Source organism: Sulfurivirga caldicuralii (assembly GCF_900141795.1).
Classification (GTDB): Bacteria; Pseudomonadota; Gammaproteobacteria; order Thiomicrospirales; family Thiomicrospiraceae; genus Sulfurivirga; species Sulfurivirga caldicuralii.
This window is the reverse complement of the sequence record NZ_FSRE01000002.1, coordinates 365,982-390,911: the sequence shown is the minus strand read 5'-3', so window position 1 is coordinate 390,911 and position 24,930 is coordinate 365,982. Positions and strand designations below refer to the sequence as shown.

The window sequence follows — 24,930 nt, the reverse complement described above, 5'->3', positions numbered from 1 at the left end:
GGGACGAGCGTGGCATGGTAACGCCCTGTAAGCGAGACCTGATGCAGTCCTGAGTCCAAATCGCCGGTTGCGGTGGGCGGGGTGCTCCCGGGCGTTTCTTTGTTTGATGGCAGGGTCACCAAAGCTGCGGTTTGCGCCTTGCTGCCGCCTGCAACGCGAGTGCATTAAGAGGCTTGGAGGAGAGGTGCTATAATGCCAGCTTCAAAAACACAGCATCTCAGAGCGCAGTATGAGCGAATTCGCCCGCGAAATCATCCCGGTCTCCCTCGAAGAGGAGATGAAGCAATCCTACCTCAGCTATGCCATGAGCGTCATTATCGGCCGCGCGCTGCCCGACGTGCGCGACGGTCTCAAGCCGGTGCATCGTCGCGTGCTCTACGCCATGCATGAGCTGGGCAACAGCTGGAACCGCCCCTACAAGAAATCGGCCCGTATCGTCGGTGATGTGATTGGTAAGTATCACCCGCACGGTGATTCTGCGGTGTACGACACTATCGTGCGCATGGCGCAACCGTTTTCCATGCGTTACCCGCTTATCGACGGGCAGGGGAACTTCGGTTCCATCGACGGTGATGCGCCGGCGGCCATGCGTTATACCGAGATCCGCATGGCACGTATCGCCCATGAAATGCTGGCGGATATCGAGAAGGAAACGGTGGATTTTGCGCCCAACTACGACGGCTCCGAAAAGGAGCCGGTGGTGCTGCCGACACGTATTCCCAACCTGCTTATCAACGGTTCGGCCGGGATCGCAGTGGGCATGGCTACCAATATCCCGCCTCATAACCTGACCGAAACCGTCAATGCCTGCCTGCATTTGCTGGACAACCCGGATGCGGAAGTTTCAGAGCTGGTCGAGCATTTGCCAGGTCCGGATTTCCCCACCGGCGCAATCATCAACGGCACCCGCGGCATTCGTGAAGCCTATGAAACCGGCCGTGGCCGTGTGCAGATCCGCGCCCGCGCTCATGTGGAGCAACTGGACAAGTCCGGCAAGCAGGCGCTTGTCGTCACGGAAATTCCCTACCAGGTCAACAAGGCCAAGCTGATCGAGCGCATCGCCGAACTGGTCAAGGAGAAAAAGATCGAGGGTATTACCGGCCTGCGTGACGAGTCGGACAAGGAAGGCATGCGCATCGTGATTGAGCTGCGCAAGGATGTGGTGGCCGATGTACTGCTCAATCAGCTGTACAAGCTTACTGCCCTGCAGACCGTCTTCGGCATCAACATGGTGGCGCTCATCGACGGCCAGCCCAAACTGCTGAACCTGAAGGAGATCATTCAGGCCTTCCTGCGTCACCGTCGGGAAGTGGTCACCCGTCGCACCATCTACGATCTGCGCAAGGCACGCGAAAAGGCTCACCTGCTGGAAGGTCTGGCGGTGGCGCTGTCCAATATTGATGAAATGATCGAGCTGATCAAGTCCGCGCCCACACCGGCGGATGCCAAGGAGCGCATGCTGGCCCGCGAGTGGAATGCGGGCCATGTGCTGGCGCTGCTGGAGCGTGTCGAAACCGATGATACCCGCCCGGAGGATCTGCCGGAAAGCTATGGTCTGGTGAGCGAAAGCAGCTATCGCCTGTCGCCGCAGCAGGCCCAGGCCATTCTGGACATGCGCCTGCATCGTCTTACCGGCCTGGAGCAGGACAAGATCCTCGACGAGTACCGCGGCCTAATCGACAAGATTGGCGAATACCTGCACATTCTGCGCAGTCCGCAACGGCTCACCGAGGTCATTCGCGCAGAGCTGGTGGAAATTCGCACCCATTACGGCGACGAGCGCCGCACCGAAATCGACGTCAATCACCAGGATCTGGACGACGAAGACCTGATTGCGGTGGAAGAGCGTATTGTCACCCTGTCACGCGGCGGCTATATCAAGACGCAGCCGCTGAGCGACTATCGTGCCCAGCATCGCGGCGGGCGTGGCAAGTCGGCCACGCAGATGAAGGAAGAGGACGAGGCCAGCGTGCTGGTGGTGGCGAGCAGTCACGACTGGCTGCTGTTCTTCTCCGATCGCGGCAAGGTGTACTGGCAGAAGACCTGGCAGCTGCCCATGGCCGGGCGCAATGCCCGCGGCAAGCCCATCGTGAATGTGTTGCCGTTGGAAGAGGGAGAGCGTATCACCACCATTCTGCCGGTCAGCGATTTCGAAAAGGGCGGTTATGTGGTCATGGCCACACGCAATGGCACCGTCAAGCGCGTGGCGCTGGAAGACTTCTCCCGACCGCGCAGCAACGGCATTATCGCCATCGATCTGGTGGAAGGGGATGCGCTGGTGGACACCGAGCTGACCGACGGCAGCCGTGAAATCATGCTGTTCTCCTCCGGCGGCAAGGCGATACGCTTCGACGAAGACGAGGTGCGCGTCATGGGTCGGACTGCCCGGGGCGTGCGCGGTATGCGCCTACCGGAAGGCCAGCATATCGTGAGCATGGAAATCGTCCAACCCGGCACCCTGATTCTGACCGCGACCGCCAACGGCTATGGCAAGTGCACCCCGGTGGAGGACTACTCCAAGATTCACCGCGGCGGGCAGGGCGTCATCTCCATCAAGACTACCGAGCGCAATGGTTCGGTGGTAGCGGCCGTGACCGTGACCCCGGAAGACGAAGTGGTGCTGATTACCAACCGTGGCACGCTGGTGCGCACGCCGGTCGCCGAAATCTCGGTGGTGGGGCGCAATACGCAGGGTGTCAAGCTGATCAATCTGGGCGAAGGCGAGCAGCTGGTGGATGTGGCCAAGGTTGAAGCAGGCGAAGAAGACGAAGAACCACAAACCGAAACAACAGAACAACAGGAAGCAAGCGAATGACACGCGTATTCAATTTCAGTGCGGGGCCGGCCATGCTCCCGACAGAGGTTATGGAGGAGGCACAGGCAGAGTTTCTCGACTGGCATGGCACAGGCATGTCCATTATGGAAGTCAGTCACCGTGGCAAGGAGTTTTCTGTCGTAGCCGAAGAAGCCGAGCATGATCTGCGCGATCTGATGGGCATTCCCGACAACTACAAGGTGCTGTTTCTGCACGGTGGCGCCTCCATGCAGTTTTCCGCCATCCCGCTCAATCTGACCCAGCCGGGCGACACGGTGGACTATTTCAATACCGGTGTGTGGTCGAAAAAGGCACTAACCGAGGCAGGCCGTTTCGCCAATGTCAATGTGGTGGCCGAACACACCACAGCAATTCCGGATCCAAGCACGTGGCAACTGTCTGATAACGCCAAATATGTGCATTACACGCCCAATGAAACCATTGGCGGCCTGCAGTTCCACTTCATTCCGGAAGTGGGGGACAAGCCGCTGATTGCGGACATGTCCTCCTGCATTCTTTCCGAACCGCTGGATGTAAGCCGTTTCGGCATGATCTACGCCGGTGCGCAGAAGAATATCGGCCCCTCCGGGCTGGGTATCGTGATCGTGCGTGAAGATCTGATCGGCCATGCCCGCCCCGAGACCCCCGTGCTGCTGGACTGGAAAACGCAGGCGGATAACGACTCCATGTACAACACACCGCCCACCTACAGCTGGTATATGGCCGGGCTGGTGTTCAAGTGGCTGAAGCGCAAGGGTGGCCTTGAAGCAATTGGTGAAGTGAACCGCCGCAAGGCGAAGAAGTTGTACGACTTTATCGACAGCTCGGACTTCTACCACAACCCGGTGCGTCCGCAGGATCGCTCCATCATGAATGTGCCCTTTACGCTGGCAAAGCCGGAGCTGGATCAGGCCTTCCTGAAAGAGTCCGATGCGGCCGGCCTGAAATACCTCAAGGGGCATCGCCTCGTTGGCGGCATGCGTGCATCCATCTACAATGCCATGCCGGAAGAGGGTGTGGATGCACTGATTGCCTTCATGAAGGATTTTGAACGCAAATATGGCTGAAAGGCCCTCTGCGGCGCCTTTCCGCGACAGCGCATTTTTTGAGTCTGTAAAAAAGTCGGGGACCCCCCCTTCTGAACGGAGTGTCATGCTGAGCAAATACCGTGTTCTGACGTTGAACACCATCTCGCCCAAGGGGCTGGCGCACCTGCCGCCGGAGAAGTACGAGGTGGGGCCGTCACTGGAAAATCCGGACGCCATTCTGCTGCGCTCCGCTGATCTGCATGACTTCCCCTTCGGCAACCGACTCAAGGTGGTGGCGCGGGCAGGCGCGGGGGTCAACAATATTCCTGTGGAAACGCTGTCGCTGCGGGGCGTGGGCGTTTTCAACACGCCCGGCGCCAATGCCAATGCCGTGAAGGAGCTCACCCTCGCGGGTCTGTTTCTGGCGGCCCGACACATATGCGAAGCGCACCGCTTCGTGGAAAACCTGGACGTGCCTGAAAACGCGTTTTCAGAAACGGTCGAGGCGGCCAAGAAGCAGTTCCGCGGTGTAGAGCTTGCCGGCAAGACACTGGGGGTGATCGGTCTGGGCGCCATTGGTGTGCGCGTGGCCAACGCGGCCGTAGAACTGGGCATGCGTGTGGTGGGCTTTGACCCGGCCATTTCCGTGCGCGCGGCCTGGCAGCTCAACAGTCGGGTGGTGCAGGCGCTGAGTCTGGAAGAACTCCTGCAGCAGAGTGATTTCGTCAGTTTGCATGTGCCGCTGTTGCCGGCGACACATCATCTTATCGACGCAGCCCGACTTGGACTGATGAAGCCTACTGCCAGTCTGCTCAACTTTTCCCGTGGCGAAATCGTGGATGCAGAAGCCGTGCGCGATGCCCTGATGCACGAGCGCCTTGCAGCCTATGTGAACGATTTCCCGACACCTGCGCTTCAGGGTGTGCGCGGGTGCATTTCGCTTCCGCATCTCGGGGCGTCCACACAGGAAGCCGAGGAAAACTGCGCCGTCATGGCGGCTGAAGAAGTGCGCGCCTTTCTGGAACAGGGCACGGTGCACAATTCGGTCAATCTGCCGCCGGTGGAGCTGGGCCCTGTCCCAGCCGGTCTGCAGCGGCTGGCGATTGTCAATGACAACGACGCCGGCATGATCGCGGCCATGACGCAGGTGCTGGGCGAAGCGAAGCTGAATATTGAGGACATGGTCAACAAGTCGCGCAATGCGCTGGCCTACACCCTGATTGATGTGTCTGGAACCGTGGAGCCGGATCATCTGCGGCATCTGCAGGCACTGCAGGGTGTGCGCTCAGTTCGGGTGTGCCATTGAGTCAGCCATGATCATTTTCGAAGCATGCGCTGGAAGCCATTGCGCTCGGAAAACTTTCTTGAGAGTGCATTCTTGATGTCTTCGTGGAAGATGAAGGCGTTTGCAAGGTGATAAGCGATACAGTTATAGAACAACATGACACAGACAACCGAACAACCCCTGCTTGAAATCCGCGACCAGATCGATGCCATTGATGCGCAGATTCAGCAGCTGATCAGTCAGCGTGCCCGCCTGGCCAAGGAGGTGGCACGCATCAAGACCAATGGCGGCCAGGTGGACGCTGTGTTCTATCGACCGGAACGGGAAGCGCAGGTGCTGCGCCGCGTGATTGAGCGCAATGACGGCAGCCTGCCGGCTGAAGACATGGCGCGACTGTTCCGTGAAATCATGTCCGCCTGTCTGGCGCTGGAGCAGCCGCTGCGCATCGCCTACCTCGGGCCGGAAGGCAGCTATTCCCATGCCGCAGTGCTCAAGCAGTTTGGCTCCTTTGTCCATCCCTACGCCGTTTCCAGTATCGAAGACGTGTTCAAGGCGGTAGAACGCAAGGAAGCCAATTACGGCGTCGTGCCAGTGGAAAACTCCACTGAAGGCGTGGTGTCGGCCACGCAGAACTGCCTGATTGATACGCCGCTGCAGGTGTGTGGCGAACTGGATCTGCCCATTCACCACTGCCTGCTCTCCAACGCCGGCAGCTTGGACAAGGTGCGCAAGGTGGTGGCGCATGCACAGGCGCTGGCGCAGTGCCGTACCTGGTTGCAGAACAACCTGCCCCACGCGGAACTGGAAGCGGTGGAATCCAATGCCCGCGCCGCACAGCTGGCGCAGCAGAATCCGCAATGGGCCGCGATTGCATCCGAGCAGGCGGCACAGATCTACACCCTGCGGGTGCTGGAAAAGCATATCGAGGACAACCGTCAGAACACCACCAAGTTCTGGGTGATGGGGCACGAAGCCACCGAACCGAGCGGCGAAGACAAGACCGCGTTGATCATGACCGTACCCAACAAGTCGGGGGCGCTGTTGCACGCTCTTGAGCCTTTCGCCGAACAGGGCATCAGCATGACGCGCATTATTTCGCGCCCGGCCCAGCACAAGACATGGGACTATCTCTTTTTTATCGATGTGCTCGGCCACCAGAAGGACTCGAAGGTGCGTGACACCCTGGAAGCTGTCGCCGAGCGTGCCGCCTGGTTCAAACTGCTGGGCAGCTATCCCATCTCACCGCTGAAGTAGGGGGTTGCATGACAGGTATTCGCCCTCTGCCTCAGGTTGAGCAGCTGATTCCCTATCAGCCCGGCAAGCCCATTGAAGAACTGCAGCGTGAGCTGGGGTTGACGCGGGTTTCGAAACTGGCATCCAACGAAAATCCGCTGGGTGCCAGTCCTCAGGTCATCTCGGCACTGGAAAAGGCATCTCAGGAAATCGCCCGCTATCCCGATGGCAGCGCCTATGCACTAAAGCGACGGCTGGCCGCCTTCCATTCGGTCGAGCCTGAGATGATCGTTGTGGGCAACGGCTCGAACGAAGTGCTCGAGCTGGTGGTACGAGCGTTTGCCGGGCCGGGTGACGAAGTGATCTATGATCAGCATGCCTTTGCCGTCTATCCGCTGAGCACGCGGGCTGCCGGTGCAACGGGTGTGGTCGTGCCATCCAGTGAGGGTTTTGCTCATGACCTGGATGCCATGGCGGCTGCCGTCACCAATCGAACCCGGCTGATCTTCCTGGCCAACCCCAATAACCCCACTGGCACCTATTTCGGCCGTTCAGAATTCGAGCGCTTCATGCAGGCCGTGCCGGAGCGGGTGCTGGTGGTGTTGGACGAGGCCTATTTCGAATTTGTTTCGCACTCCGACAAACTGGATGGCTCACAGCTGCTGGATCGGTATGCCAATCTTGTGGTGACGCGCACCTTTTCCAAGGTGTATGGACTAGCCAGCCTGCGCATTGGCTATCTGCTGGCCCGGCCCGAGATTGCTGATTATCTGAACCGGGTGCGCGAGCCGTTCAATACCAGCCATTTTGCCCAGCTGGCGGCCATGGCCGCACTGGACGATCAGGCGTTCGTGCAGCGCAGCGTGGCTTACAACAGAGAGGCACTGGCTGAGCTGAAAGCGACGGCAGATCGATTTGCTTTAGAGACGCTGCCGGCGTATGGCAATTTCCTTACGGTCCACTTTGGCCCCGAAGCGAATGCGGTAAATAATGCGCTGCTGAAACAGGGCGTTATCGTGCGGCCGCTGGCGGGCTATGGCATGGCACAGTGGCTGCGCATCTCCACGGGAACGCCCGAGGAGCAGGCGCACCTTGCGGAAGCACTGGAGACGATTTTGCATGTTTAAGCGCGTGGTTATCATGGGCGTCGGGCTGATTGGCGGCTCACTTGCGCTGGCGCTCAAGTCCCGCGGACTGGTGAAAGAGATTGTGGGCATCAGTCGCTCACCGGATACGCTGGCGCTGGCGCAGCAGCGCGGTGTCATCGATCATGGCAGCACGGCGCTGGATCAGCAGAGCATTGATCAGGCAGATCTTGTTTTCGTGGCCACACCGCTGGGGGCCTTTCCGGCCGTGTTCAGCCAGCTGGCCACTCTGACGCTGCCGGAAAACCTCATCATTACCGACGGGGGCAGTGCCAAGGGGTATGTCATCGAGCAGGCGCAGAAAGCCTTTGGCGTCGTGCCGCCCCGGCTGGTGCCGGGCCACCCGATTGCGGGCAAGGAATTGAGCGGCGTGGGCGCGGCCGAAGCATCGCTGTACGAGGATCACCGCGTTATCCTGACCCCGGTGGATGAAACCGATACCGCTGCCACGGAAACGGTCGAGCAGATGTGGAAAAGCGTGGGCGCCTGCGTGGAAATCATGAGGCCGCAGTACCACGACGAGGTCTTTGCCGCCACCAGTCATCTGCCTCACCTTTTGGCTTACCTGCTGGTGGATCTGCTTAACGACCATCCGGAGCTGGGCAATGTGTTCAAATACACGGCCGGTGGCTTCCGCGACTTTACCCGTATCGCCTCCAGTGATCCGGTGATGTGGCGCGACATTGCCGAGGCCAATGCGCCCGCCATCGCCAAGTGGTTGAAGAACTACCGGCAGGAGCTGGATCGCATGATTGAGGCGGTGGAACGGCATGATCAGTCGGCCCTGCACGAGCTGTTTAGCGCCGCAAAAACCGCACGGGATCAACATATTGTCAAAAAGAGTTGAGATTGAGTATGAGTAGTAACGTACGCTTTGTCGTCAAACATGGCGGGCGTCTGCACGGCCGCATTCGTGTCCCCGGCGACAAGTCCATTTCCCACCGCAGTATCATGCTGGGCGCCATTGCGGAAGGGACCACCGAAGTGACCGGCTTTCTGGAAGGTGCCGACAGCCTGGCTACATTGCAGGCGTTCCGAGACATGGGCGTTCCCATTGAAGGGCCGGATAACGGTCATGTGGTGATTCATGGCGTGGGCCTGCGCGGGCTCAAGGCACCGGGCAAGCCACTGGACATGGGCAACTCGGGCACGGCCATGCGCCTGATGGCGGGCATTCTTGCCGGTCAGGCGTTTGAAAGCGAGTTGATCGGCGACGCCTCCCTGAGCAAGCGCCCCATGAAACGCGTCACGGATCCGCTGGGGCAGATGGGGGCGCACATTGAAACGGCGCCGGGTGGCACACCGCCGCTGCATATCCATCCGGTAGGCGAGGCCTTGCACGGGATTGACTACACCCTGCCCATGGCGAGCGCCCAGGTAAAGTCGGCCATCCTGTTGGCAGGTCTGTATGCGCAGGGCGAAACTTGTGTCACCGAGCCGGCGCCCACGCGTGATCATACCGAGCGCATGTTGCGTGGTTTCGGTTACGAGGTGCACACCGAAAAGCTGGATGCCATGCGCACGCGCATCTGTCTAAAAGGGGGCGGGACCCTAAGGGGTACCCGTATCGATGTGCCCAGCGATATCTCTTCTGCGGCCTTCTTTATGGTGGGTGCAGCCATTGCCGAGGATGCCGACTTGGTCATCGAGCACGTGGGCATCAACCCGACGCGCACGGGTGTCATCGACATACTCAAGCTGATGGGCGCCGATATCACCCTGGAGAACGAGCAGACCGTAGGTGGTGAGCCGGTGGCAGACATTCGGGTGCGCAGCAGTCAACTGAAAGGCATTGAAATCCCGCCCGAGCTGGTGCCGCTGGCTATTGACGAATTTCCCGTGCTGTTTGTCGCTGCAGCGGTTGCAGAGGGTACAACCGTGCTGCGCGGCGCAGAAGAGCTGCGCGTCAAGGAGTCGGACCGCATTCAGGTCATGGCGGATGCGTTGCATACGCTGGGCGTGGATGCTGAACCCACGGAGGATGGCATGATTATCCGCGGTGGCAAGCCGTTCCAGCCGCAGCAGGGTGTGATCGACTCGCACCATGATCACCGTATCAGCATGGCCAGTGCCATTGCCGCGTTGCGCGCGCCATCGAATGTGGTGATCGATGACTGCGCCAATGTGGCCACCTCCTTCCCCACCTTTGTGGAACTGGTCCGTCAGGCCGGACTGGACATCGAGGTGCAGCATGACTGACATCCCCATCATCGCCATTGACGGTCCAAGCGGCGTGGGCAAGGGAACGCTCGGGCAGGCGCTGGTGCAAAAGCTCGGTTTCCATTTTCTTGACAGCGGCGCCATTTACCGCGCGCTGGCGTGGGGCGTACTGCATGAAGGCGTTGACCCCGGCGATGTGGCTGCGGTTGTCGCCTTGGCGCGTCGCCTGCCGGTGCGCTTTGATGCGGGCCGGGTCTTATATGGCGAGCATGACATTACCCAAGCCATTCGCACCGAAGAAGTGGCGGCGATTGCATCCCGTGTAGCCGCCATTCCCGAAGTGCGCGAGGCACTGTTGCAACGTCAGCGGGATTTTGCGCAGCCGCCCGGCCTGATTGCCGATGGGCGGGATATGGGCACTGTGGTGTTTCCGAACGCGACCGTGAAGCTATTTTTGGATGCCGCACCAGAGATCCGCGCGGAAAGACGCTATAAGCAGTTGAAAGAACAGGGGATCGATGCTAACATTGTTAAAATTATCGAAGAGATTCGAGCGCGGGATGCCCGTGATCGCAATCGACCCGTTGCGCCCTTGCGACCGGCAGGCGATGCCATCGTAATTGACACGGGCTCGATGACGGTCGACGAGGTCATTCACACCGCGTGCGAAATCATCCGCTCTAAGGGGATTTCGTGCGATGATTGATCTCAACCTTCTTCGGTAAGTATTTGAAAGTAAAGAGCTGATCGTCAGCTCTTTTTTGTTTTCTCAATTTCGTGCATGACGAAACTGGGGTGGGCCCGAACGGGGCGGGTCCATATGTTGAACGGAACCGCACGCACGATGCATGCCCCTGTATTGGCTCGGGTGTTGCGGCTGGAAACTGAGTTTAAGAGTTAATTATCCATGAGTGAATCATTTGCTGAACTGTTTGAACAGTCCCTTCAGGAAGACAAATTCAAGACCGGTACGCTGGTTGTAGGCAAGGTTGTTGGTATCGACAAGGATTACGTCTGGGTTGACGCCGGCATGAAGTCCGAGTCGCCCATTCCACGCAAGGAATTCGAAGATGAAAACGGCGAGCTGGACATCCAGGTGGGCGACGAAGTTGAAGTGTACGTCGACATGCTGGAAGACGGCTTCGGGGAAACTCGTCTGTCCCGTGAAAAGGCCAAGCGTGCCAAGACCTGGGACCGCCTGGAAGCGGCGATGGAAAGCAACGAAACCATCCACGGCCGTGTCACAGGCAAGGTCAAGGGTGGCCTGACTGTCGAGATCGACGGTGTGCGCGGCTTCCTGCCCGGTTCACTCGTGGACATCCGCCCGGTACGCGACTTCGGCTTCCTTGAAGGCAAGGATGTTGAGCTGAAGATCGTCAAGCTGGATCGCAAGCGCAACAACGTGGTCGTTTCCCGCCGTGCGGTCATCGAAGAAGAATACAGCGCAGACCGCGAAGAGCTGCTCAAGCAGTTGAAGGAAGGTGCGGTTCTGAAGGGTATCGTGAAGAACCTGACCGACTACGGTGCCTTCATCGATCTGGGCGGCATCGACGGCCTGCTGCATATCACCGACATGGCATGGCGCCGTGTCAACCATCCGTCCGAGCTGCTGAATGTGGGCGATGAAGTGGACGTGATGGTGCTGAAGTACGACGAAGAGCGCAACCGCGTGTCGCTGGGCATGAAGCAGCTGCAGGATGATCCGTGGAAGGACCTGGTTGCGCGCTATCCCATCGGTACCGAAGTGGAAGGCAAGGTTGCCAACATTACCGACTATGGTGCCTTCGTGGAAATCGAAGACGGCATCGAAGGTCTGGTGCACACCTCCGAGCTGGACTGGACCAACCGCAACATTCATCCCTCCAAGGTGGTGAAGCTGGGCGAGCCGGTCAAGGTCAAGGTTCTGGACGTGGATCAGGATCGCCGCCGCATCAGCCTGTCTCTGAAGCAGACACAGCCCAACCCCTGGGAAGAGTTTGCCAAGAACCACGCGAAGGGCGAGCGCATCTCCGGTCAGATCAAGTCCATCACCGACTTCGGTATCTTTATCGGCCTGGAAGGTGGCATCGACGGCCTGATTCACCTGAGCGACATCAGCTGGAACGAGCCGGGTGAAGAGGCGATTCGCAAATTCAAGAAAGGCGACGAGCTGGAAACCGTTATCCTGGCCATTGATCCTGAGCGTGAACGCATCTCCCTGGGCCTGAAGCAGCTGGAGCAGGATCCGTTCTCCACTTACGTGGCCGAACACGGCAAGGGCTCCGTGGTTAGTGGCACCGTCAAGGAAGCCAACGACAAGGGCTTTGTTGTCGAGCTGGCACCGGAAGTGGAAGGTTTCCTGCGCAGCAGCGAACTGACCGACGAGGTGAAGGATCTGAAAGAAGGCGACACGGTTGAAGCGATGATTACCAACATTGATCGCAAGAACCGCTCCATTTCTCTTTCCGTGAAGGCCAAGAACCAGAAGGAAGAGAAAGAAGCCATTCAGAGCTATACCGCTGGTCAGGAAAAGGCAGCCACTACATTGGGTGACCTACTCAAGGATCAGCTGAAGTCCTGATCGTCCTATCGGGCATGCCGTGCGCATGCCCGCCCCCTCAAGGGGGCTGTCAAGGTGCAATGCTGTTGCCGTTGCACATTGTCAGCCTCTTTTTTCATGTCTTACGATCAGGAAGTTCCATGACCAAATCAGAGTTGATTGAATCCCTATCATACAAACTGGACCGTTTCAGCCAAAAAGACATTGAACAGGCGGTCAATACCATGCTCGATACCATGATTCACACCCTGGCACAGGGCAACCGTATCGAAATCCGCGGCTTTGGCAGCTTCACCCTGCACGAGCGCAAGGCCCGCATGGGGCGCAATCCCAAGACTGGTGAGCAGGTGCCGCTCCCGGCGAAGCGCGTCCCGCATTTCAAGCCGGGCAAGGCGCTGCGGGAAAAAGTCAACGCCTCCCGCGAGCACACCGATATAATCCGCTGAAGAAAACCGTAAAGGGCAGGGCACCACCTCATGCGCAATCCAATCCAGCTGTTCGTTCTGATTGTCCTGATTGCGATCGGCGTGGTGCTGGGTGTGATGAATCCGCATGTGGTCACGCTCAACCTGCCCGGCTACCGCTTCGAGTGGCCGCTCTCCGTGGTTGTGGCACTGGCGCTTGTACTGGGAATGCTGCTGGTTGGCCTGTCCATGCTGAGCAGCTGGATCAGCTGGCGCTGGCAACTACGCAAGGCCAATCGTCAGCTTAAGAAGTGTGAAGACGAAAAACTGCGTCTACGCCAGCAGATGCATGAGTTACGCCATGAGCTGACGCTTTCCAAAGCGCCCCTGTCTGATAATGATAAAGCCCTGCCTGATGTCCGATCCTAGACTCATCATCGCCCTCGACTACGCTCAGCCCCAGCTGGCCCTGAATCTTGCCGCCGAACTCGATCCAAATCTGTGTCGGCTCAAGGTGGGAAAGGAGCTGTTTACCCGCGGCGGGCCACATTTGGTGGAAACCTTGCAGCAGCGGGGCTTTGACATCTTTCTGGACCTCAAGTTTCACGACATTCCCAATACAGTGGCCAAGGCACTGGCGGCTGCACAGGATCTGGGGGTGTGGATGGTCAATGTGCATGCACTGGGGGGGCCGCGAATGCTTGCCGCTGCACGAGAGGCGATTACCGGGCCGACAAAGCTGATTGCAGTGACCATCCTGACCAGCATGGGGCCCGACGAGCTGCAGGCGATTGGTCTGCCGCTAGACGCTGAGGAAAATGTGCTGCGCCTCGCCGGACTGGCCCACGAAGCTGGGCTGGACGGCGTTGTCTGCTCCGCCCAGGAGGCCCCCCGCCTGAAAGAGACTTTTGGCAAGGGCTTTCAACTGGTTACCCCGGGCATCCGCCCGGCCTGGGCGGCGAAGGGTGATCAGACGCGCATCATGACACCCGCCGATGCCTTGTCCGCCGGTGCGGATTATCTGGTGGTGGGGCGTCCCATTACTCAGGCGTCCGACCCACTTGCCGCTCTGCAGCGCATTCACGCAGAAATCGCCTGACAAGCCGCAAATTTCCGCCAAAATCCCGCCAAATCGCTATAATTACCTGTTTTCTGGTGCCTTTTCGCTGCTTGCGAAAAAGGGCGCCGTGAAAAAGTCGGGGACCCCCCCTTCGGGCAACCGACATCCTTGCCTTACCCGTGTTCGGCTGCGGCTGACCACTGCGGAAGGCTCATTTAAGTAATGATCCATAAGGAGATACAACTATGCGTCACTATGAAATCGTCCTCATGGTGCACCCTGATCAGAGCGAACAGGTGCCTGCCATGATTGAGCGCTACCGTGCGCTGATCGAGGAAAACGGCGGCAAGATTCACCGTCTGGAAGACTGGGGTCGTCGTCAGCTGGCTTACCTCATCGACAAGGTGCACAAGGCGCACTACATTCTGATGAACATCGAGTGTGACAACGACACGCTCTCCGAGCTGCAAAACCTGTTCTATTACAACGACGCCATCCTGCGTGACATGATCCTGCGTCGTGACGAAGCCATCACCACGCCGTCCGTGATGATGAAAAACAAAGATGCAGAATAAGGAGAGTCAACATGGCAAGAAGCTTTGGTCGTAAAAAATATTGCAAATTCTGTGCGAATGGCGTAACCGAGATCGATTACAAGGATCTGGACACCCTGAAGTCCTACATGACCGAAACCTACAAGATCGTGCCCAGCCGCATTACCGGCACCTGTGCTAAGCATCAGCGCATGCTGGCCAACGCCATCAAGCGTGCACGCTATCTGGCACTGATCCCGTACACCGATCAGCACAAGTAAGACGTAAGCAGGATACGGCATGCTCTTTCTCGCCCGTTATGTACTGCAGGGACCACGCCAGGGCTATCTGGCAACGGCCGGTCTGTCCGCACTGACGCTGTGGTTTGCGCCGGTCGGGTTCCTGCTGGGCGCCGTGATCGCACTGGTTACCATCCGCGTGGGCGTGAAAGAGGGCTTTCAACTGGCATTGGTCGCAAGCGCCATTCAGCTGGTGCTGGCCCAGTTCGTTCTGGGTGCCCCCTGGCCGGGTATGGCAGGGATCGGTGAATTTATCCTGCCTGCCTGGGGGCTGGCCTGGTTTTTCCTGCGTACCCGCGATCTTGCCAGCATCATTCTCGCAGCCGTCTGGCTGATGGGTACGCTGGTCATCGGTTTCCATCTGCTGGTGGCCGATCCGGTGGCGTGGTGGACACAAGTGTTCAATACGCTGCTGACACCGGCCATGGAGCAGGCGAACATGCAGGCCCCGGATCCGCAGGCACTGCAGATCATGGCCAAGATGGCCACCATGCTGATTGCCATGTCGCTGGTCATCGTCTTCGTCAGCATGCTGTTCGTGGCACTGTGGTGGGATGCGGCCCTGTATGCGCAGGGCGCCTTTCAAAAGGCGTTCCATACCCTGTCGCTGCCGCGCTCGCTGGCCTGGTTGGCCGGCCTTGTAGCGCTTGCGGGCCTGCTGACCGGCCCTGATCAGGCCGGGCTGATTGCCGATCTGTTTGGCGTGCTCAGTGCCGGACTGATGTTTCAGGGTCTTGCGGTCGTGCACAGTCTGGTCGAGCAGCGCCAGATGAGCAGCAGCTGGCTGTTCGGGCTCTATGTGCTGTTATTCCTGTTTCCGCAGACGATTATGGTGCTGGCCATGGTCGCGCTGCTTGATATGTGGCTGGACTTTCGCCAGCGCTATGCACCAAACAATAATGAGGATTGAACCATGAATGTGATTCTTCTGGAAAAAGTACAGAATTTGGGCAATCTGGGCGACGTGGTTTCCGTCAAGCCCGGTTTTGCACGCAACTATCTGATCCCTCAGGGCAAGGCCAAGCCGGCTACCCCTGAAAACATGGCCGAGTTCGAAGCGCGCCGCGCCGAGCTGGAGCGTCAGGCTGCCGAGCAACTGGCACAGGCGCAGGCTGCGTATGAGCAGCTCAACGGTCAGGTCATTACCGTTATGGCCGTTGCCGGTGATGAAGGCAAGCTGTTCGGCTCCGTGGGCACCCACGATATCGCCGAAAAGCTGAACGAAGCCGGCTTCGAAGTGGAGCGCAAGCAGGTGCGCATGCCTGAAGGCGCTATCCGTCAGGTGGGTACCTACGAAATCGACATCCAGCTGCATCCGGATGTGGTTGCCACCATCAATGTGGATGTGCAGGCGGAAGAAAAGTCTGCCTGATCAAAGGTTTGAAAACACCTTTTGAACCAGAAAGCGGCCCTTGTGGCCGCTTTTTTATTTGTCAAGATTTCGCCGTGTGCAACATTTGCATACAATGCAGTATATGAGTACAGAAGCCGCCATTCCCTTTCAGCGTGAAGACCCGCTGAAACTTCCGCCCCATTCCATCGAAGCCGAGCAGTCCGTCCTGGGCGGACTCATGCTGGATAACGCCCACTTCGATGAAGTCTCTGCCGTCCTTAACAGCGAGGACTTTTACAGCGAAGCTCACCGCATTCTGTTTAATGCGATCAGTGCGCTGCACCAGTCCGGGCGGCCGTATGACGGTATCAGTGTTATCGACTATCTGAGCAGCACGCGCCAGCTGGAGCAGGTGGGTGGCAAGGCGTTTATCGCCTCGCTGCTCAAGAATGTGCCCGGGTCCGCGAACTTGCTGTACTATGCCCGCGTCGTACGCGACAAGGCCATTCTGCGGCAGCTGATCACGGCCGGGAATGAAATTATCGAAACCTCCTATTTTCCCGATGGCAAGTCCGTGCGTGAAGTACTTGACATGGCGGAAACGCGCATCATGGCCATTGCAGAGCATGGTGCCGACAAGGAGCGCGAATACCGCCCCATCGCAGATCTGTTGGGTGCGGCGGTGGAACGGATCGAAGAGTTGTTCCAATCCGACAGCGCCATTACCGGGCTGGAAACACACTACAAGGATCTGGATGAGATGACTTCCGGCCTGCAGAACGGCGACTTGATCATTGTGGCTGGGCGGCCCTCCATGGGCAAGACCACCTTTTCCATGAATATTGCCGAAAATGTGGCCACCCTTGGAGAAGGCAGCGTTGCCGTGTTCAGTCTGGAGATGCCTGGTGAGCAGCTCGCGATGCGCATGCTCAGTTCTGTCGGCCGCATTCCTTCCAATCGTATCCGTACCGGCAAACTGAAAGAGGAGGACTGGCCCAAGCTCAATCGTGCCATCGCCATGCTCAGCAAGGCCACCATCGTCATTGACGATACACCGGCTCTGACCATTACCGAGCTGCGCGCCCGCGCACGGCGTATCGATAAGGATCTGCGCGAAAAGCAGCGCGAGGCGGCGCTCAAGGCCGGCCTGTCGGAAGAAGAGGCGGAAAAGAAAGCGGTGGGATTAAATCTGATTGTTATCGATTACCTGCAGCTGATGCGCGGTTCCACGCCAACCGACAACCGGGTCAACGAGATTTCCGAGATCTCTCGCGGCCTCAAGGCGTTGGCCAAGGAGCTCAATATTCCTGTGATTGCGCTGTCGCAGTTGAACCGCAGCCTGGAGCAGCGACCAGACAAGCGGCCGAAGATGTCCGATCTGCGTGAATCGGGCGCCATCGAGCAGGATGCCGACCTGATCGTATTTATCTACCGTGACGAAGTGTATAACTCGGATACGGATGCCAAGGGACTGGCCGAGATCATCATCGGCAAGCACCGCAACGGTGCCATCGGCAAGGTCATGCTGACATTCATTGGCGAATATACCCGTTTCGAAAATTACCTCCCGCAGAGTCAAGGGGCTGAAGGAGGGTTCTGATGCGGCCGGCACGTATCAGTCTGGACGGGGCAGCTGCGCGCCACAATCTCAAGCATGCCAAGGCGCTCAACAACCATCAGCCTGTCTGGGCCGTTATCAAGGCCGATGGCTATGGGCACGGTTTGTTGTGGGCCGCCAATGCCTTTAGCGATGCCGATGGTTTTGCGGTTGCCTCGGTAGATGAAGCCATTGCGTTGCGCGAAGGCGGCTTTGACCAGCCCATTCTCTTGCTGGAAGGGCTGTTTTCTGCGGATGAGGCCGAGCTGGCCGATGCCCTTAATCTGCAGCTGGTGGTGCATGACCCCGTCCAGATCGACTGGCTGGCCGCCTTCGCCCCCGAGGCTCCATGGATATTGTGGCTGAAGGTGGACACGGGCATGCATCGGCTGGGCATTTCCTTCGAAGCATGCGCGCGCACCATTGCTCAGCTCCGGCAGCAACTACCCAATGCACAGCTCAATTTGTTGAGTCATTTTGCCTGCGCAGACAGCGATCCGACGTTTACAGCAGAGCAATTGAAGCGTTTTGGCATCTGCCATGACACGGTCAAGAACGAGATCGGTGCAGTCAGCCTGGCCAACTCGGCCGCGTTGATCGGCGTGCCGGCGGCACGTATCGGCTGGACCCGTCCAGGCATTATGCTGTATGGGGCCACTCCGCTTGATTCGCGGCTGCGTCCGGTCATGCATTTCCATTCTGCCCTCATCGCCGTCAAGCTCATCAGACAGGGAGAAGGGGTGGGCTACGACCTCACATGGCGTGCGCAACGGGACAGCATAATCGGCATTGTGGCGGCCGGGTATGGCGATGGCTATCCCCGTCATGCCAGGACTGGAACACCTGTCTGGGTGGAGGGTGCGCGGGTGCCACTGATTGGCCGTGTTTCCATGGACATGCTCTGCGTTGACCTGACGGATCATCCCCGTAAATCGCACCTGCAGATCGGCAGCCCGGTCGAACTGTGGGGTGACAATGTGCCGGTCTGGGAAGTGGCGGAACAGGCGGACACCATTGCCTACGAGCTCATGTGCGGCATAACAGCGAGGGTAAAACGTGAATAAGCGCGTTGAAATTCTGGCGCAGCAGCGAGTCTATGATGGCTTTTACAAGGTGGATCGCCTGAAAGTTCGTTGTACCCGCTTCGATGGCAGCTGGTCGCCGGTGCACGAGCGCGAACTTTATGGGCGGCCGCAGCCTGTGGTGGTCGTCATTCTGTATGACCCGGACCGAAAGGAAACGTTACTGCTGGAGCAGTGTCGCATCGGACCCCTGGCTTATTATCAGGATGAACGCGCCTGGCTGCTGGAACCGGTCGCCGGTCATGTGGATGCAGGTGAAACGTTGGAACAAGCGTGTGTTCGCGAGACGCGGGAAGAAACCACGCTGGAAGTTGATCCTGCCAGGCTTGAGTTCGTCTGTCATTTTTACCCCACGCCCGGGGGTGGTAGGGAGCGTCTGCATGTTTATGCCGCAGCGATTTCACTGGCAGAGATTCCGGAAACCGCCGGTCATGCAGCCGAAGGGGAGGATATTCGCCTCCACCGTCTATCATTCGATGAAGTCAGGCGGAAACTGGAAGCAGGCATGTTTGAGGTTGCCAGCACATGGATCGGCATGCAGTGGCTGGTTTACCGGAAGTGGCCTCAATTGAAAGCCATGCAGGGCGCGTAAAATAAAACGGCCGCCATGGAGGCGGCCAGGAAAAAGCGGGTTAAGGGTAGACGTGATCAGTCGCGGATGCGCAGGTCGTCCAAGGTCAATCCTTTTTCCAGGGCGGCTACAACCCAGCGGGGCTTACGACCACGCCCGCTCCAGGTTTCTGCAGGATTGTCAAGGTTGCGATACTTGGGCGGTACCCGGCCGAGAGTGCCGCCACGCTTGCCCTTAAGGGGATAACGCTCGATGGCTTCACGGACAAGCGACAGCACCTCTTCCGTTTCCATCATGTGATCCTTGGCCAGAGACTGAATGGTACGGGCCACATCCTTGATTTCAGGGGAGGTGACTTTCAGGCGCTTGTTCTTAAGGGCCTCCAGGCGCTCCAGTTCACGTTGCAGGCGGCGGAGCTCCGCCCTTTTCTGTCGTGCCAGTGCTTCAATATCGTTCATAATACAGACCTCGTTTCGGTTCAGGAATTGACCGCTATATTTATAGGTATTGTTTTATCTTGCGGCCTTTATTTCATTTTAATACAAAATTTTTTATGTGACAAAATTATGGCAAATGATTTCCACCGCTTTTTCTACTGTGATTTTACCCCTACCATGCATCGGCGCATTTCCTTGATTGGATGGGGACTTGCATTGGCATGGCTGTATTGGTCACTGGTGGAAAAAGCATATTTCGTGCGCATGATCAACGGCGAGCTGGCGCTGGTGGATATGCTGGTGGGTTTGCCATTGGTTATCGCGTTGGCGCCGGTACTCTATGGACTCTTTTACTGGCTGATGAAATGGATCGCACTGTTTTTTATTCCGGGCTGGCTTGACTGCAGTGCGGCCGATACACCCGAAGAAGATTAAGCGTACCCATGAAGCGCCTGTTTTATCTCGCCTGGCCCATCCTGCTTGCCCAGTTTGCTCTGAACGGCCTTGGGCTGGTGGATACCTGGGTTGCCGGACAGGCGGGCGCGACCGAACTGGCCGGCGTTGCCCTCGGCTCAAACCTGATGCTGATCGTGCTGATGTTTGGAACCGGTGTGCTCATGGTGTTGTCCCCACTTGTTGCGCATAATCTGGCCAGGTCAGACGATCACTCTGAACTTGCGGCGTGGTTGACCAGTGCACGCATATCGGGGCTCGTTTTGGGAGCCCTTGCTGTCCTGATTCTTGGCGGATTGAGTTTGCTGCTGCCACAACTCATTGATGCTCAAACGGACATAGTAAAGGTAGCACAGCACTATCTTTGGGCCATTATCCCGGGCATGGCTATTTTTTTTATATACGATGGCTATCGCTTTTTCTGGGAAGGCTTTGGAAAAACCCAACTTACGCTTGCATTTAGTTTTATTGCATTCTTGTTGAACATTCCTTTGGATTTTTTTCTCGTATTGGGTGTTGGCGATTGGAATGGATTGGGCGGAGCGGGTTGTGGGGTTGCCAGCAGCGTGTTGATGATACTGGTGACAGTGGGCAGTCATTTTTATTTGCGCAAGGACACTGCATTTGCATCGGCCTGGCGGGGAAAGTGGTCAAGGGAGTATTTGCGACGCTTATGGGCGCTAGGGCTGCCCGCTGCGCTGGCACTGATTTTTGAGGTGTCGCTGTTCATGGTGCTATCACTGTTTATCGCACCTTATGGAGCCGTTGCGCTGGCCGCGCATCAAATCGCCATTTCCATTACGGCCACGCTTTATGTCATTCCCTACAGTCTATCCATGGCCGCAGCCATTGAGACAGGACGCCTGCTGGGGGCGGCGCAGCTTGCCGACCTGAAATACTTTGTTCGCCAGAGCCTGTTGCTGGCCGGCATATGCGGGTTGGGGCTGGCCGCCCTGACGTTTATGGGCCATGATCTGTTGCCGCAGTTGTTCAGCCAAGAAAATGAAGTGATCGCAGTGGCATCGGCTTTACTGCTTTATGCGGTGGCGTATCAGTTTTTCGATGCCTTGCAAAGCATGGCGGCCGGACTGTTGCGCGGCATGCAGAAAACGCGCTTTACCTTCATTGCCACACTGATCAGCTACTGGGGAATCGGACTGGGGTCTGGTGTATGGCTGGCGCATCATGGCCATGATGTTCAGGGCTACTGGGCAGGCATTGTGCTGGGTTTGAGCAGTGCGGCGCTTTTACTCATGACGCGTCTGGCGGTGTGGTGGCATCGTCATCCGACTTGAAAAAGCGATACAGGCCATAAACGACAGCGGCAACGACCACAATGACAAGTAGCGTCATGCCGATAGTCATTAAGCTTGCAGTAAGAACGTGATCTGACGTGATGGAGTGCATGTGTCACCTGACTTGTGGCTATAATTGAAAAAACTATTCTATCGAGCACTCATGGCCGAACAACCCGTCAATTTCGAACAGGAAAGACAACGTATTCTTGCAGAGATCGAGGCGCGTGCCAAGGCGCGAGGTGGGGAATTGACCCTCCAGGACTGGCTCAAGGCGGCAGAAGAGGTGATGCCCGATGGTGCAGCGATTTCAGGAGGGCTGATGAGTGAGGCTAACGAACGTCTTTTAGGTGCGGAAGAAGTTGATGAAGATCGCGTTAGCCTGCGTGCTGCGGCACGTCCCAGACGGCGCAGCCGAGCTCAGGGGCGGACTGCACGTATGCAGAACGATACACCGCAGGACATGCCAAAACAACAACCCCGTTCTGAACATGGATCCCGCAATGAAGAGGATGGTACCAACATGGGGCAGAAAAATACTATCTGGATGGGGGTGATCGCCTCTACGGTCCTGGTCGCCATTTTGGGTGCCGGCGGTCTGGCGTTTTATAAGCTGCAGGGTGAGATCAAGACGCTGGGTACAAAGCTTGCCGAGATGGAAGCGCGACTGCAAAAGTTTGAGCAGTCGCAGTCTTCATCTGACACGGCTTCTCTGGCCGCCATTACGGCTCGGCTCGATGCACTGGAGAGGAAGGCACTGCCCGTGGATGCTCAGCAAAAAGTGAGCGACCAGGTCCATTCAGAGCTCACAGAGGCCAATGTGGTGACTGAAGCGGTGCTGGACGCCAAACTGGCCCAATTCAGCCAACGGATCGAGCAGGTGATCGACAAGCGTTTTGCCACATTGCTGGTACAGCTTAAAAGCTTGCGCGCCACGGCTGCGGTTCCCACCGTGAAGGCTCACGCTGAGGAAAAGAGCGCTGTCATCCGGGAGCAAAATGACGAGGCGATGCCCATCCCGGAGCCTGCTCAACCGGATGAGCCACAGGTGCCAGTGGTAGAGCGAGCCGACAAAAAGAAAACGTCACCCGACATAAGCGTCCTGATGGAAAGCGAGCAGTGGGTGGCACAACAACCCGCCGATCACTGGACGCTCCAGCTGGCCAGTGTGCTGGACAAGGCCAGTCTCGATCACATGATCAGAAACAAGCAGTTGAACGAAGCCAAAATCATCCGCCAGATACGTGATGGCCAGACACGCTATGTCCTGATCCAGGGCAGTTTTGCAGAGCGAACCAGCGCGAAGGAAGCGGCTGCGGCCATTCGCCAGCGTACCGGCATCAGCCCGTGGGTACGCACCTTTAAGCCGCTGCAGGCCAACCTGCCGCGCTGATCATCGAAGAATCCAAAAATGCTAAACCTGATCGCAAGGGGTCAGTGGCAGTTTCAGGCCAGCGATGACGGTATTGCCTTCCTGCCTGATATATGCCTCCCCTCCATGAAACTGGGCGACCAGGCGCACAATGTAAAGCCCCAATCCCAAGTGCGGTGTTGAACTCGTCTTTGGACGAACGCTGGTCATGCCGGTAAACAATTGCTCGGGCGACAGTGTTTCTGGCAAAGTGCCGCGGTTTATCACACGTATGTCCACTACGTTATTCTGCTGGATGGCTTCAAACTGGACAGGCGCTTTACCCTGATGAAAGTCGAACGCATTGCTGATCAACTTGTCCAATGCCTGCTCCAGCAGAAATCCATCACCGCACACGCTCGCCGCATCCGAAAGCTGTAGTGTAATTTTTAGTTTGTCTCCATAGTGCTCCTGGAGCGCCTCTGCTAACGCGTGCAACATTTCCGACACGCGATAGGTGTGTGGCGTTTCAGAGAGGACACTCTGCTCAATGCTGCCTGCTTCACCCAGTGCTGTGATAATACGTTGTAATTGCGTAACGCCATGTCGTGCATGCTCAATATAGGGCTCGGTTCGTCCGGTTTCCTCGATGCGCTGCAGGCTCATACTGAGTCGGTTGAGGGGGTTGTGCAGCTCATGACGTAGCGCCTTGGGTAGAGCCTTCAAAAATGTTTCATACTGGCGAATGTGCTGCAGCATCTCAAAAATGCTGTGGCGCAAGTTATCCACTTCGTCCTGCTGCCAGTTGGGTTTGCGGGTATCGGGAAACGCGCCAATCCGGTATCGGGCGGGATCGAAAGCGCGCGAGACATCCAGCTGAAGGCGGCGAATACGACCGGACAGCGTTAGCCCGTAAAAAGCAAAGGCCATCATCAGCAAAACGAGCAGGGAGGTGGCGATGCCCACTACGTGGTAGAAGTTCTGCAATTGCGGGCCGAAAAGGCTTTCCACGCGCTCTTCCACGACGATTCCGCCCAGCTGTTTTCCATTCACAATGAGCGGTGTAGCAGACATAAGCGAAAGGGGCCTGCCTTTCGCGTCAAAGCGGAATCGCTGTGCTGTTTCCCCTTTCAACACTTGCTGAATGAGGGTTTTTTCCGGGTTGGCGTCGTAGGGGATCAAATAGGGCAGGGTGTGCGGAAACAGGGCGTGGATCTGGCGTATGGTCCACTGTCCGATACGGGCGAAAAAATCATCGTATGCGGTTACAGCCTCTTCTTTCGGCAGGTGACCGACCACATAGGTGGTGGTGCCGTTGCGGTTGAATAGCCAGATGCCGGCATTATTGAGATCAAGATGGCGCAATTGCCGCGTTGGATCGCCCTTGAAAATCTGCAGGGCCCACAGGTCGGGCCGGTTCTCAAGAATGGCGGCAAGGTTCTGAACCGTTTGCGACTGCTGGACGATCTGTTGTTCGAGCAGCTTGCGATTGAAATCAAGCGCCATTCGATACATGAGAAAGGGGAAAATCAGCAGTAGCGCCAGCAGGATAAGAAAGCGCTGGCGAATGCTCAGGCGCATCGGAGACATTTCTGATCAGTGTTTGCGTTTCTCATCCTTGTTACGCCAGCTGTAGCCGCGCCCATATTCATTCTGAATCATGTCGAACTCTGGGTCCACCTTGCGAAAGGCATTGCGAATGCGGCAGATGTGGGTATTGATGGTGTTGCGTTCAACCACTCCCTGCGTGGCAGACTGCAGCGCTTCGTAGGTCACAAGGTGACGGGCACCGGCTTGGGCAAATTGCTGCAGCATCTCAAATTCGGTCGCGGTGAGATAGACGGGTTCACCCTTCCATGTGACAGCAAGGTTTTCCGGGTCCACAACCAGGTTTTCCAAGGTGGAATCCGCTGGCTGCGAGGATTGCGTCAATCGGAGAAGATTGCGAATCTTCGCGATCAGAAGCTTCATGTTGTAGGGTTTTGGCAGGTAGTCCACCGCGCCCAGTGTATGGCCAGTAATGATGTCGAATTCATCGTGACGCTCCGACAGGAAAATGATCGGCAGAACAATACCCGTCTGTTGCAGATCGCGTACCAGGTCGAAGCCACCGTCCATTTCATCGCCAAGAATAATGTCTGACACCAGAATGCTGGGACGCGCCTTCTGAATTCCTTCCAGGGCCTCCTGACGTCCCGTGTAGGGCAGGGGGGTAAAGCCTGCCTCCCGAACCGTTTCCTCCAGCAGCGACAGTTGATGCGGGTCGTCCTCAACGATAGCGATCTTATGTTCTGTATTCATGTTTGATGA

At 57.5% G+C, this 24,930-nt stretch carries 25 protein-coding genes; 22 read left to right on the top strand and 3 right to left on the bottom strand.

What is annotated here, in order from left to right; translation table 11 throughout:
* The first annotated feature begins 229 nt into the window (after positions 1–229).
* The 19 genes from gyrA to BUQ81_RS05010 all read left to right on the top strand — a co-directional run bounded on the left by gyrA (position 230) and on the right by BUQ81_RS05010 (position 19,105).
* A complete protein-coding gene (gene gyrA / locus BUQ81_RS05100; RefSeq protein WP_074201295.1) occupies positions 230–2,815 on the top strand; it encodes a DNA gyrase subunit A in 2,586 nt (861 codons plus the stop codon).
* Positions 2,812–3,882: a 3-phosphoserine/phosphohydroxythreonine transaminase gene (serC, locus tag BUQ81_RS05095; RefSeq protein WP_074201294.1), complete on the top strand. Its 1,071-nt coding sequence runs from the start codon at positions 2,812–2,814 to the stop codon at positions 3,880–3,882. Before gyrA ends, serC begins: the two co-directional genes overlap by 4 nt.
* Positions 3,883–3,967: 85 nt before the next feature.
* Positions 3,968–5,149, top strand: coding sequence for a 3-phosphoglycerate dehydrogenase family protein (locus BUQ81_RS05090; protein WP_074201293.1), 1,182 nt, complete (start codon positions 3,968–3,970; stop codon positions 5,147–5,149).
* Between the two features lie 135 nt (positions 5,150–5,284).
* On the top strand, positions 5,285–6,382 hold the full coding sequence (gene pheA, locus BUQ81_RS05085; protein ID WP_200770551.1) for a prephenate dehydratase: 1,098 nt from the start codon (positions 5,285–5,287) through the stop codon (positions 6,380–6,382).
* 8 nt (positions 6,383–6,390) lie between these two features.
* Complete coding sequence (hisC, locus tag BUQ81_RS05080; protein WP_074201292.1) at positions 6,391–7,488, top strand: histidinol-phosphate transaminase; 1,098 nt, start codon at positions 6,391–6,393, stop codon at positions 7,486–7,488.
* Complete coding sequence (locus BUQ81_RS05075) at positions 7,481–8,353, top strand: prephenate dehydrogenase (RefSeq protein WP_074201291.1); 873 nt, start codon at positions 7,481–7,483, stop codon at positions 8,351–8,353. Before hisC ends, BUQ81_RS05075 begins: the two co-directional genes overlap by 8 nt.
* 8 nt (positions 8,354–8,361) lie before the next feature.
* Complete coding sequence (gene aroA / locus BUQ81_RS05070; protein ID WP_074201290.1) at positions 8,362–9,705, top strand: 3-phosphoshikimate 1-carboxyvinyltransferase; 1,344 nt, start codon at positions 8,362–8,364, stop codon at positions 9,703–9,705.
* Positions 9,698–10,372 (top strand): (d)CMP kinase, encoded by a 675-nt coding sequence (gene cmk, locus BUQ81_RS05065; protein WP_074201289.1) that lies wholly within the window; start codon positions 9,698–9,700, stop codon positions 10,370–10,372. Before aroA ends, cmk begins: the two co-directional genes overlap by 8 nt.
* A 201-nt stretch (positions 10,373–10,573) precedes the next feature.
* Entirely contained in the window at positions 10,574–12,226 is a 1,653-nt protein-coding gene (gene rpsA, locus BUQ81_RS05060) for a 30S ribosomal protein S1 (protein WP_074201288.1), read from the top strand.
* A 119-nt stretch (positions 12,227–12,345) separates the two neighbouring features.
* Positions 12,346–12,651: an integration host factor subunit beta gene (locus BUQ81_RS05055; RefSeq protein ID WP_074201287.1), complete on the top strand. Its 306-nt coding sequence runs from the start codon at positions 12,346–12,348 to the stop codon at positions 12,649–12,651.
* A 30-nt stretch (positions 12,652–12,681) separates the two neighbouring features.
* Positions 12,682–13,038, top strand: a complete 357-nt coding sequence (locus BUQ81_RS05050; RefSeq protein ID WP_074201286.1) for a lipopolysaccharide assembly protein LapA domain-containing protein — start codon at positions 12,682–12,684, stop codon at positions 13,036–13,038.
* Positions 13,025–13,708: an orotidine-5'-phosphate decarboxylase gene (gene pyrF / locus BUQ81_RS05045; protein WP_074201285.1), complete on the top strand. Its 684-nt coding sequence runs from the start codon at positions 13,025–13,027 to the stop codon at positions 13,706–13,708. Before BUQ81_RS05050 ends, pyrF begins: the two co-directional genes overlap by 14 nt.
* Before the next feature lie 206 nt (positions 13,709–13,914).
* The gene (rpsF, locus tag BUQ81_RS05040; RefSeq protein WP_074201284.1) at positions 13,915–14,244 is read left to right on the top strand and encodes a 30S ribosomal protein S6; all 330 of its coding nucleotides are present in this window, start codon (positions 13,915–13,917) and stop codon (positions 14,242–14,244) included.
* A gap of 11 nt (positions 14,245–14,255) precedes the next feature.
* Positions 14,256–14,483: a 30S ribosomal protein S18 gene (gene rpsR, locus BUQ81_RS05035; RefSeq protein ID WP_074201283.1), complete on the top strand. Its 228-nt coding sequence runs from the start codon at positions 14,256–14,258 to the stop codon at positions 14,481–14,483.
* 19 nt (positions 14,484–14,502) lie between these two features.
* A complete protein-coding gene (locus BUQ81_RS05030) occupies positions 14,503–15,411 on the top strand; it encodes a DUF2232 domain-containing protein (protein WP_074201282.1) in 909 nt (302 codons plus the stop codon).
* Between the two features lie 3 nt (positions 15,412–15,414).
* Positions 15,415–15,873 carry a 50S ribosomal protein L9 gene (gene rplI / locus BUQ81_RS05025; protein WP_074201281.1) on the top strand — a complete coding sequence of 153 codons (459 nt, stop codon included), beginning with the start codon at positions 15,415–15,417 and terminating at the stop codon, positions 15,871–15,873.
* A gap of 94 nt (positions 15,874–15,967) precedes the next feature.
* Positions 15,968–17,434, top strand: a complete 1,467-nt coding sequence (dnaB, locus tag BUQ81_RS05020) for a replicative DNA helicase (protein WP_407702705.1) — start codon at positions 15,968–15,970, stop codon at positions 17,432–17,434.
* Complete coding sequence (gene alr, locus BUQ81_RS05015; protein WP_074201279.1) at positions 17,434–18,495, top strand: alanine racemase; 1,062 nt, start codon at positions 17,434–17,436, stop codon at positions 18,493–18,495. The genes dnaB and alr overlap by 1 nt, the downstream gene beginning before the upstream one ends.
* Positions 18,488–19,105, top strand: coding sequence for an NUDIX domain-containing protein (locus BUQ81_RS05010; protein WP_074201278.1), 618 nt, complete (start codon positions 18,488–18,490; stop codon positions 19,103–19,105). Before alr ends, BUQ81_RS05010 begins: the two co-directional genes overlap by 8 nt.
* 56 nt (positions 19,106–19,161) lie before the next feature.
* Here BUQ81_RS05010 and BUQ81_RS05005 read toward each other — a convergent pair whose 3' ends face one another.
* The gene (locus BUQ81_RS05005; RefSeq protein ID WP_074201277.1) at positions 19,162–19,542 is read right to left on the bottom strand and encodes an H-NS histone family protein; all 381 of its coding nucleotides are present in this window, start codon (positions 19,540–19,542) and stop codon (positions 19,162–19,164) included.
* A 108-nt stretch (positions 19,543–19,650) separates the two neighbouring features.
* On the opposite strand from BUQ81_RS05005, the gene BUQ81_RS05000 reads away from it, so the two are divergent.
* From BUQ81_RS05000 to BUQ81_RS04990, 3 genes are all read left to right on the top strand, one after another.
* Positions 19,651–19,956 (top strand): hypothetical protein, encoded by a 306-nt coding sequence (locus BUQ81_RS05000; protein ID WP_074201276.1) that lies wholly within the window; start codon positions 19,651–19,653, stop codon positions 19,954–19,956.
* An 8-nt stretch (positions 19,957–19,964) separates the two neighbouring features.
* Positions 19,965–21,269, top strand: coding sequence for an MATE family efflux transporter (locus BUQ81_RS04995; protein ID WP_074201275.1), 1,305 nt, complete (start codon positions 19,965–19,967; stop codon positions 21,267–21,269).
* Positions 21,270–21,432: 163 nt separating this feature from the next.
* A complete protein-coding gene (locus BUQ81_RS04990; protein WP_074201274.1) occupies positions 21,433–22,662 on the top strand; it encodes an SPOR domain-containing protein in 1,230 nt (409 codons plus the stop codon).
* Positions 22,663–22,683: 21 nt separating this feature from the next.
* Here the strand turns inward: BUQ81_RS04990 and BUQ81_RS04985 are convergent, their stop codons facing one another.
* Together BUQ81_RS04985 and BUQ81_RS04980 are read right to left on the bottom strand one after the other, a co-directional pair.
* A complete protein-coding gene (locus tag BUQ81_RS04985) occupies positions 22,684–24,126 on the bottom strand; it encodes an ATP-binding protein (RefSeq protein WP_234947349.1) in 1,443 nt (480 codons plus the stop codon).
* Between the two features lie 90 nt (positions 24,127–24,216).
* Entirely contained in the window at positions 24,217–24,921 is a 705-nt protein-coding gene (locus BUQ81_RS04980) for a response regulator transcription factor (RefSeq protein ID WP_074201272.1), read from the bottom strand.
* Positions 24,922–24,930 lie beyond the last annotated feature (9 nt).

Coding starts and splice junctions, on each gene's coding strand:
- gyrA (WP_074201295.1), top strand. CDS start 230: ATGAGCGAATTCGCCCGCGAAATCATCCCGGTCTCCCTCGAAGAGGAG.
- serC (WP_074201294.1), top strand. CDS start 2,812: ATGACACGCGTATTCAATTTCAGTGCGGGGCCGGCCATGCTCCCGACA.
- BUQ81_RS05090 (WP_074201293.1), top strand. CDS start 3,968: ATGCTGAGCAAATACCGTGTTCTGACGTTGAACACCATCTCGCCCAAG.
- pheA (WP_200770551.1), top strand. CDS start 5,285: ATGACACAGACAACCGAACAACCCCTGCTTGAAATCCGCGACCAGATC.
- hisC (WP_074201292.1), top strand. CDS start 6,391: ATGACAGGTATTCGCCCTCTGCCTCAGGTTGAGCAGCTGATTCCCTAT.
- BUQ81_RS05075 (WP_074201291.1), top strand. CDS start 7,481: ATGTTTAAGCGCGTGGTTATCATGGGCGTCGGGCTGATTGGCGGCTCA.
- aroA (WP_074201290.1), top strand. CDS start 8,362: ATGAGTAGTAACGTACGCTTTGTCGTCAAACATGGCGGGCGTCTGCAC.
- cmk (WP_074201289.1), top strand. CDS start 9,698: ATGACTGACATCCCCATCATCGCCATTGACGGTCCAAGCGGCGTGGGC.
- rpsA (WP_074201288.1), top strand. CDS start 10,574: ATGAGTGAATCATTTGCTGAACTGTTTGAACAGTCCCTTCAGGAAGAC.
- BUQ81_RS05055 (WP_074201287.1), top strand. CDS start 12,346: ATGACCAAATCAGAGTTGATTGAATCCCTATCATACAAACTGGACCGT.
- BUQ81_RS05050 (WP_074201286.1), top strand. CDS start 12,682: ATGCGCAATCCAATCCAGCTGTTCGTTCTGATTGTCCTGATTGCGATC.
- pyrF (WP_074201285.1), top strand. CDS start 13,025: ATGTCCGATCCTAGACTCATCATCGCCCTCGACTACGCTCAGCCCCAG.
- rpsF (WP_074201284.1), top strand. CDS start 13,915: ATGCGTCACTATGAAATCGTCCTCATGGTGCACCCTGATCAGAGCGAA.
- rpsR (WP_074201283.1), top strand. CDS start 14,256: ATGGCAAGAAGCTTTGGTCGTAAAAAATATTGCAAATTCTGTGCGAAT.
- BUQ81_RS05030 (WP_074201282.1), top strand. CDS start 14,503: ATGCTCTTTCTCGCCCGTTATGTACTGCAGGGACCACGCCAGGGCTAT.
- rplI (WP_074201281.1), top strand. CDS start 15,415: ATGAATGTGATTCTTCTGGAAAAAGTACAGAATTTGGGCAATCTGGGC.
- dnaB (WP_407702705.1), top strand. CDS start 15,968: ATGCAGTATATGAGTACAGAAGCCGCCATTCCCTTTCAGCGTGAAGAC.
- alr (WP_074201279.1), top strand. CDS start 17,434: ATGCGGCCGGCACGTATCAGTCTGGACGGGGCAGCTGCGCGCCACAAT.
- BUQ81_RS05005 (WP_074201277.1), bottom strand. CDS start 19,542: ATGAACGATATTGAAGCACTGGCACGACAGAAAAGGGCGGAGCTCCGC.
- BUQ81_RS05000 (WP_074201276.1), top strand. CDS start 19,651: ATGGCAAATGATTTCCACCGCTTTTTCTACTGTGATTTTACCCCTACC.
- BUQ81_RS04995 (WP_074201275.1), top strand. CDS start 19,965: ATGAAGCGCCTGTTTTATCTCGCCTGGCCCATCCTGCTTGCCCAGTTT.
- BUQ81_RS04990 (WP_074201274.1), top strand. CDS start 21,433: ATGGCCGAACAACCCGTCAATTTCGAACAGGAAAGACAACGTATTCTT.
- BUQ81_RS04985 (WP_234947349.1), bottom strand. CDS start 24,126: ATGGCGCTTGATTTCAATCGCAAGCTGCTCGAACAACAGATCGTCCAG.
- BUQ81_RS04980 (WP_074201272.1), bottom strand. CDS start 24,921: ATGAATACAGAACATAAGATCGCTATCGTTGAGGACGACCCGCATCAA.